Source organism: Mycobacterium sp. 1423905.2, assembly GCF_001673155.1.
GTDB lineage: Bacteria > Actinomycetota > Actinomycetes > Mycobacteriales > Mycobacteriaceae > Mycobacterium.
On sequence record NZ_LZLE01000173.1, the window covers coordinates 1 to 7,040 of the forward strand.

Annotated in this window: 10 protein-coding genes; 4 read left to right on the forward strand and 6 right to left on the reverse strand. The window is 64.2% G+C overall.

Going from position 1 to position 7,040, the window contains the following annotated elements:
* The coding region (locus A9W95_RS10290; protein ID WP_067411700.1) for a GlxA family transcriptional regulator at positions 1–867 on the reverse strand (867 nt) is incomplete at its 3' end.
* A 117-nt stretch (positions 868–984) separates the two neighbouring features.
* Here A9W95_RS10290 and tpx point away from each other — a divergent pair.
* Positions 985–1,482: a thiol peroxidase gene (tpx, locus tag A9W95_RS10295; protein WP_067411702.1), complete on the forward strand. Its 498-nt coding sequence runs from the start codon at positions 985–987 to the stop codon at positions 1,480–1,482.
* Positions 1,483–1,484: 2 nt separating this feature from the next.
* Here the strand turns inward: tpx and A9W95_RS10300 are convergent, their stop codons facing one another.
* Positions 1,485–3,098: an AMP-binding protein gene (locus A9W95_RS10300; protein ID WP_082983013.1), complete on the reverse strand. Its 1,614-nt coding sequence runs from the start codon at positions 3,096–3,098 to the stop codon at positions 1,485–1,487.
* 116 nt (positions 3,099–3,214) lie between these two features.
* On the opposite strand from A9W95_RS10300, the gene A9W95_RS10305 reads away from it, so the two are divergent.
* Both A9W95_RS10305 and A9W95_RS10310 read left to right on the forward strand, forming a co-directional pair.
* Entirely contained in the window at positions 3,215–3,565 is a 351-nt protein-coding gene (locus A9W95_RS10305) for a DUF4333 domain-containing protein (RefSeq protein WP_082983014.1), read from the forward strand.
* A 5-nt stretch (positions 3,566–3,570) separates the two neighbouring features.
* Positions 3,571–4,035: a hypothetical protein gene (locus A9W95_RS10310; RefSeq protein ID WP_067411711.1), complete on the forward strand. Its 465-nt coding sequence runs from the start codon at positions 3,571–3,573 to the stop codon at positions 4,033–4,035.
* Here A9W95_RS10310 and A9W95_RS10315 read toward each other — a convergent pair.
* The 4 genes from A9W95_RS10315 to A9W95_RS10330 all read right to left on the reverse strand — a co-directional run bounded on the left by A9W95_RS10315 (position 4,007) and on the right by A9W95_RS10330 (position 6,373).
* Positions 4,007–4,957 carry a nitronate monooxygenase family protein gene (locus A9W95_RS10315; protein ID WP_067411714.1) on the reverse strand — a complete coding sequence of 317 codons (951 nt, stop codon included), beginning with the start codon at positions 4,955–4,957 and terminating at the stop codon, positions 4,007–4,009. The two genes, A9W95_RS10310 and A9W95_RS10315, sit on opposite strands and share 29 nt — an antisense overlap.
* Complete coding sequence (locus tag A9W95_RS10320; RefSeq protein ID WP_067411723.1) at positions 4,947–5,351, reverse strand: NYN domain-containing protein; 405 nt, start codon at positions 5,349–5,351, stop codon at positions 4,947–4,949. The genes A9W95_RS10315 and A9W95_RS10320 overlap by 11 nt, the downstream gene beginning before the upstream one ends.
* Before the next feature lie 22 nt (positions 5,352–5,373).
* Positions 5,374–5,655 carry a hypothetical protein gene (locus A9W95_RS10325; protein ID WP_067411717.1) on the reverse strand — a complete coding sequence of 94 codons (282 nt, stop codon included), beginning with the start codon at positions 5,653–5,655 and terminating at the stop codon, positions 5,374–5,376.
* A 70-nt stretch (positions 5,656–5,725) separates the two neighbouring features.
* Entirely contained in the window at positions 5,726–6,373 is a 648-nt protein-coding gene (locus A9W95_RS10330; RefSeq protein ID WP_067411720.1) for a PE family protein, read from the reverse strand.
* A 372-nt stretch (positions 6,374–6,745) separates the two neighbouring features.
* Between A9W95_RS10330 and A9W95_RS10335 the strand changes: the two genes are divergently transcribed.
* Positions 6,746–7,040 (forward strand): PE family protein (locus tag A9W95_RS10335; RefSeq protein ID WP_156746119.1); only part of this gene is annotated, 295 nt, incomplete at its 3' end.

Below are 7,040 nucleotides of genomic sequence, written 5' to 3' on the forward strand. Positions count from 1 at the left end.
GCCGCACCTGGCGGCGATGGCCACCACCGTGTCATCGGTCTCTTCCAGCTGACGACGCGCGGCTTCGGTGCGCACACGTTCGACATACTGGCCGGGTGCCTCACCCACCTCGTCGGTGAATACCCGAGTGAAGTGCCGCGGGCTCATCGCCGCCCGTTGGGCCAGTTCTTCGATGGTGTGCGCACCGCCGGGTTGTGCCTCGATGGCCTCCTGCACCTGCCGAATAGAGGTCCGCTTCGCTCGCGGCATCCACACCGGCGCCGCGAATTGCGTCTGCCCGCCGGGGCGACGCAGGTAGAGCACCAGCCAGCGGGCGACCGTCTGCGCGACCTCGGTGCCGTGGTCGTCCTCGACCAGTGACAGCGCCAAATCGATTCCCGCCGTCACACCCGCGGCGGTCCATACCGACTCCGAGCTCCGCACAAAGATCGGATCGGAATCGACCTCAACGGCCGGGAATTGATCAGCCAACCGGTCGGCAAATGCCCAGTGCGTCGTCGCCCGGCAACCGTCCAGTAAGCCTGCCTCGGCTGCGAGGAAGGCGCCTGTGCATACGGTGACGACCCGCCGGGCATTGCCGGAGGCGGCTTTGACCCACGCCATGAATCTCGGATCGGAGCGCGCGTCGTCGACACCCGCGCCGCCGGGCAGCACCAGGGTGTCGACGGCCTCGGCGGGGTCAGGCAGTGGCACCGAGACGAACGCGAGGCCGGTCGGGGTGCTGACCGGCTCGCCGTCCACTGAGGCCAGCTTGACGTCGTAGCCGCCGCTGGTCAGCAGTGAGGCCGCGGTGAACACTTCGTATGGCCCGACGACGTCGAGTGGCTGGACGGCGGGGAAGCCGACGATCAGCACTTTGCGGGCCATGAACCCAGTGTTGGCCAGCGATCCCCATGTCGTCTACGCCACAGAGCCCACCATTTAGGACATGCCCAGAGGAACCTCGCCGCAAGCCGGCGAACCCGGTTTTGGCAGACTGTGGTCATGGCACAGATAACGCTGCGTGGAAATGCGATCAATACGGTCGGCGATCTGCCCGCTGTTGGATCTCCCGCCCCGAACTTCAACCTGACCGGCGCAGACCTGGGGCCGGTGAGCAGCGAGCAGTATCAGGGAAAGTCCGTGCTGCTCAACATCTTTCCGTCAGTCGACACGCCGGTGTGTGCGACCAGTGTGCGGACGTTCAACGAGCGCGCCGCCCAGAGCGGTGTGTCTGTGCTGTGCGTGTCCAAGGACTTGCCGTTCGCCCAGAAGCGATTCTGCGGCGCGGAGGGCATCGAGAACGTCGTGACGGGGTCGGCGTTCCGCGACAGCTTCGGCGAAGACTACGGCGTTACCATCTCCGACGGTCCCATGGCCGGCCTACTGGCTCGCGCTGTGGTCGTGATCAGCCCGGACGGCAAGGTCGCCTATAGCGAACTAGTGCCGGAGATCGCCGAGGAACCCAACTATGACGCGGCGTTGGCCGCCGCGTCGCAATAGGTTCACAACCCGAGCAGCCGAATCGATTCGGCGCGCATGTCGACCTTGCGCACCTTGCCGGTGACGGTCATCGGGAAGTCCTCGACGAGCAGGACGTAGCGAGGCACTTTGTGGTGTGCCAGCTTTTCTGAGCAGAAGGCACGGATCGCCCTGACGTCCAGCTGCCCTCCATCTGGTCGCAGCTTGATCCAGGCGCAGATCTCTTCGCCGTATTTCGGATCAGGGACACCGACGACTTGGACGTCCTCGACGTCTGGATGAGTGTGCAAGAAGTCTTCGATTTCGCGGGGGTAGATGTTTTCGCCACCCCGGATGATGACGTCCTTGCTTCGACCGACGATCACGCAATAGCCGTCGTCGCGCATCAACGCCAAGTCGCCGGTGTGCATCCAACCGGCGGCGTCGATGACTTCGCGGGTGCTGTCCTCGTCGCGCCAGTAACCCAGCATCACCGAGTACGCGCGGGTGCACAGTTCGCCGGGCTGCCCGCGCGGCACGACTGTCCCAGTGACGGGGTCGACGATCTTGATTTCGACGTGCGGATGCGCCCGTCCAACCGTTTCGGTGCGGCGTTTCAGGTCATCGTCGATGCGAGTCTGGCAGGACACCGGCGACGTCTCGGTCATGCCGTAAGCGATGGACAGCTCAGCCATGTTGAGTTCGGCAATGCAACGTTTCATCAGCTCTACCGGACAGGTGGCGCCTGCCATGATTCCGGTGCGCAGCGAGGACACATCGCGGCGTGGCAGGTCGTTAAGGCCCAACATTGCGATGAACATGGTCGGCACGCCGTAGAGGGCCGTGCAGCGCTCCTGTTCGACGGCGGCCAGGGTGGCGTCTGGGTCAAAGCCTGGCCCGGGGATGACCATGGTCGCGCCGTGGCTGGTGCAGCCCAAGTTGCCCATCACCATGCCGAAGCAGTGATAGAAGGGGACCGGGATACACAATCGGTCACCGGAACGAAGACCGAGGAGCTCGGTGACGAAAAAGCCGTTGTTGAGGATGTTGCGGTGGGACAGTGTGGCGCCCTTTGGCGAACCCGTTGTGCCAGAGGTGTATTGGATGTTGATTGGATCGTCGACATCGAGCGTCGCCATTCGATAGCGCAATTGCGCACTAGACACCTGGTCGGCGCGCCGCCGCAGGCGCTGCCAGTCTTCGGTGCCCAGAAACACAATCTCCGCCAGTTCGGTGACCTCGCAACGCACCTGGTCGAGCATGCGTCGGTAGTCCGAGGACCTATAGCTGGTCGCCGACACCAACATGCGGACACCGGAATGGCTGAGCACCCGCGACAATTCGTGGGTGCGGTAGGCGGGGTTGACGGCGACCAGGATGGCGCCGATCTTGGCTGCGGCGTACTGCAGCATTGTCCACTCCGGGCAGTTCGGCGACCAGATGCCCACCCTGTCTCCACAAGCGATACCGCTGGCCATCAAAGCCCTTGCCAGAACGTCAATTTCGGTGTTGAGCGCCGAGTACGTCCAGCGCCGGTCGGTGGCGACATCGACCAACGCTTCGTGGTCGGGGTACCTCAGTGCGGCGCGCTCGAGATTTGACCCGATGGTTTCCTCGAGCAGTGGCAGGTCAATCGGACCGGCGTCATAAGATTCCATCGCAACGTCCTCTTTCGCTGGCCGCTGTGGAATGTGATTGCTCATTTGGGACCGTAGCAGCGCACACGGCATTAGCCTGACGTTCCGACCAGCAAACTAGCAACGGAGGAACGCCGATGCCCCGCACCAGTGCTTGCGCCCGCCGGAACAGCAGCCATAGGACTCGATCGGTCGGCGCTCGCGTCGCGGCCGGCACGCTCGTTGCAGCGACGCTCGGCCTGCTGATGGGCTGTGGCAGTACCGTAAAACCTCAGGGAGCGGCGCAGTCCGTGGTCGACGTCGTTTCCAAACAAACCGGCTTCCACCCCACCGATGTGCATTGTCCGTCCGGCGTGAAAGCCAAAGCAGGTCAAGAGTTCGACTGTCATTTCACCGGCCCGGAGGGCAAGCCGTATATCGCACACATGCGGATAACCAAGGTCGACGGTGACAACGTCGAGTTCGACATCAAGACTCGTCCCGACTGACTCTCATGCACGGGGGCGGACAGGTCGTTGGTTTCGTTCTGCTGCTGGTGCTCGGTCTCACCGCGCTGCAGGCACTGATCTGGATCCCGATCGTCCTTCGGTTTCGTCGTCGCTACCGCGCCGCGCTGGTGCGACTGGCAGCAGACATCGAATCAGAGGTGGTGCTGCGCCCGACCGAGAAGGCGACCTATCGCGGGGCTACGGCGCCGGGCTATCCCACCGTCAACAACAACGGAGTCATCGCGCTGACGCAACGCCGGGTGGCATTCCTCACCGTGACCGGTAAGCCGATTGACATCCCGCTCACCGCCATCACCGGGGTACGAGAAGCCAAAGCATTCCGGCGCTCGGCCGTGGGGGGCAGGTCGCACTTGCTAGTCCAGTTGTCTGCCGGTGAGGTCGGTTTTTTCGTCGTCGACAATGCGGCGTGGATCGGCGCGATCACCAACGCCTGTCGGCCGCAGCGGTGAGAACCTCGCGGCACCCGCGCCAGATTCGCTCGATTATGTCGGCGGCCGGCGGAAGGTCGTCGATGCGGCCGGCCACTTGCCCGGTGTTGGCCACGCTGGCGTCCATGTCGCCGGCAAAGTAGAGCTGCTGAACGCGTTGCAGCGCGGCACCGCTTTCCCCGAACGATGCTGCCGCGTCGAGTTTTTCCGCGGCGGCCGTACGGATTACCCGCATCATCCGCTTGCCGTCGAGGGGGAGCAGTACCGTGGCGGTCTCGTCAGCCTCGATGACCGCCTGCTTGAGCCGGGGATGTACTGGCGAGTCGGCCGACGCCAGTAATCTGGTGCCCATCTGCACTCCGTCGGCGCCTAAGACCAATGCCGCGGCCATCGATCGGGCGTCGCATATTCCTCCCGCGGCCACAATCGGAACGTCGACGTGGGCAGCGACCAACGGCAGCAGCACCATGGTTGATGCTCCGAAACGATTCTTGAAGCCGCCGCCCTCGACGCCCTCCACGACGAGTCCGTCTACGCCGGCGTCGACGGCTTTCCTGGCCGCCGCCAGCGTGCCGACCACGTGGAACACCGTGATGCCCGCATCGTGAAGTCGGCCGGTGAACAGGGAGGGGTCGCCGGCCGAGGTGGTGACGAAGCGGATCCCGTTGGCCGCGAGAAGGTCTACGACGGCTGGGTCGCGATTCATAAGAAGCGCGATGTTGGCACCCACCGAGCGGTCGGTGAGATCGCGGATTGCCCGCAGGTCGGTTCGTCCTTGCTCGGAGGTGGTCTCGACAATGCCCAGTGCACCGGCATTCGACACCGCGGCCGCCAGTTGAGCGCCCGCGATGTAAGTCATGGGCGCTTGGATGATGGGTATGTCGATATGCGCGAGAGTGCACAGGCGGTTCGGTGCGTTACGGTCGCTATCGTTAATTGCCATGTAGGGGACCGGCTTTGGAGTCTGATGGGTCGATTGTCGCGCGAAAGGATTCCGCTCGATGAACCCGCGCGCCCAGGGTTCGCACTCGCTCTGTCAACGCCCGGTCTGACGTCACAACACAGATTTCATCCGGCCGTGGATCGGCACTCACCAACCGGACTATCTCGTCGTCCGCCGAGTTGGCCGCCGCCTTGGGCGCATGGGCTATTTGGACCAGCGTCGAAGGTATGGCCTTGGACAACGGACGTTCGAAAACCACGGTGACGTAGGCCTTTTCCTTAGCAGCCCACCGGTCAAGCATCTCCACCAACGCAGCCATGGCGCCGCGCCGGTCCTTCCACCAGCCGTCGGGGCGACTGCCGATCACATTCATTCCGTCCACGACCCACCGCACGGACGCGGGCTCGCTCATCGGCCTAGAACCAACGGCGTTTCTTGGTCCTCTTGTCGAGCTCGGCTCGGAACTTGCCGTAATGCTGCTGCGCGGCGCTTTCTTCCAGCGCGCCCAGGGCATTGACCACTTCGAGATGCGACAGGATCAGCAGCCCGTTCAGCTGCTTGAGCCGTTCCTGGTTGTTCGCGAGCGTGTCTTCGTCGTCGACGTACGTGAGCAGGAAATTCCGGAGCGCGTGGCTACCGGTCATCCGCTCCGGGACTTTCATCTGCCGCAAGATGGTGGCCATGTCAGGGCTGGTCAAGACTTCTCCTTACGATCGACTGACAGCGCAAGCGTAGGAGACCGTCGACCAACTCCGATGTCGCGACTCGTTACGCCAGAAGCTCGCCGGGCTCGGGGTCGCCCGAGTCCCCTGATTGGCGGTCGTCCTCTTCGGCAGGTCCCACGGCTGACGCCAGCCCGGCTTTCGACGCGCCGCCGGCCGGAGCACCCGCACCCATACCGCCGCCCAGCGGTGCGGCGCCACCCATCGCCGACGATCCGGCATTGGCCGCGGCCGACGCCATAGGCGAGGACGGCGCCTCGATCAGCTGAGACATCAGCGGTGTGCGCGCCGCCGCCCCGGCCTCACCGGGCAAGGCTTCCGCGCGGAGCAGGCCTGCTCCGACGGTGGCGCCGGAGCCACCTCCCGCGCCGCTGCGCGACATGGCAGCCCCGCTGAACGTTAATGCGCCGGCCGCATCGTTATCGGCTTCCCCGTACATGCGCGCGATGTCGGTCAATGCCGTCCCGGTCCGCATCAGCTCTTCTTGAGCGGCGGCGTTGGATGCCAACATTGAGGCCGCTTCCTGCGCGAAGGCCATCACCGCCTGAGCCGAGACCTCTTCAGCACCGGCCGGAATGAGTCCGGACAGGACCGACATGGCCGCCGTCGTACCCGCGTTGATGCCTTGGCTACCAATGTCGACCAACTGCGACCCGATGTCGCCAGCGACCGGATCGTGGGACATGGAATCCATCTGCGCACTCCTCTTGTTCGACGGGGCCTTCGGCAGACTCACCACCGCAAACTCCGGCCCAGCCGCACTGGACGATGCACTAATTCTAAGGGCGGTCGTCGGGTCAGCCAGGCACTTTCTCCAGTCCGGCGCTCAGGCCCTGTCCTCTGGCGTCACATCCGCATCATCGGCCCCATGGCGAGCCGTTGATCCTGCTGCTCGTCGGGCAATAACCGAGATCGTCGGCGCGAGCAGAATGCGCAGAAGCAGGAGAAAGTCGCTTATTTCGACTATCGCCTACAACCGCGACCCTGGCCTGGTGCGGCCGTAGGTTTCGTGTCAGCAAATTGCCGAGCGAATCGCGCAAGCGCGGCACGCAAAGAGGAGACACAAATGCAGCCGTTGACTTTTCACCCAGTCGTTGCCGACATCGGTCAGCGAGTCATCGACATCGCCACCGCATGCCTGCAGGCCGGTTCTTCGGCGCAGTCCACGGTGACCGGACTTGTGCCGGCCGGGGCCGACGAGGTGTCGGCGCAGGCCATGCTGGCCTTCCAAAACGAAGCAGCGTCGATGTTGGCGCTGAACCAGGCCGCGCAAGAAGAATTGGCGCGGACCGGCGCCGCGTTCACTCAGATTGCGAACACCTACATCGCAGCCGATCGGGCCGCTGCTGGGGCTCTGGTCT